Below are 525 nucleotides of genomic sequence, written 5' to 3' on the forward strand. Positions count from 1 at the left end.
GAACTTCACCCGCACCCTCACCGCCGTACGGCCGAGCCCGCTGATCGCCGAACTGGCGGCGGCGGAGGCCGGGCCGCGCGCCGCGACCGGCGCCGAGGCCGGAAAGGTCGTCACCGACGCCGACTCCGCCACTCCGCTCGGCGAGCGGCTGAGCGGCCTTCCCAAGGCCGAACAGGACCGTGCGCTGCTGGAGTTGGTGCGTGCGCAGGTGGCGTCGGTGCTGGGGCACGGTGGGGCCGAGGCGGTGGAGGCCGGACGGGCCTTCAAGGAGCTGGGCTTCGACTCGCTGGCCGCGATCGAACTCCGCAACCGGCTGAACGCGGCGACGGGCCTGCGACTGGCCGCCACGCTCATCTACGACTACCCGAACGCCACCGCCCTCGCCGACCACCTCCGCACGGAGTTGCTGGGCGCGGATGCTGCGGTGAGTGGTGGCGTGGCCGCGCCTGCGGTCGCGGTGGCCGATGATCCGATCGCGATCGTGGCGATGAGCTGCCGTTTCCCGGGTGGGGTGCGGTCGCCGGA

Annotated in this window: 1 protein-coding gene; it reads left to right on the forward strand. The window is 73.5% G+C overall.

The genetic code is table 11. The features are described from left to right. On the forward strand, positions 1 to 525 hold a 525-nt coding region (locus KN815_RS46285; protein WP_216347782.1), incomplete at both ends, for an acyl carrier protein.

Source organism: Streptomyces niphimycinicus (assembly GCF_018883605.1).
Lineage (GTDB): Bacteria > Actinomycetota > Actinomycetes > Streptomycetales > Streptomycetaceae > Streptomyces > Streptomyces niphimycinicus.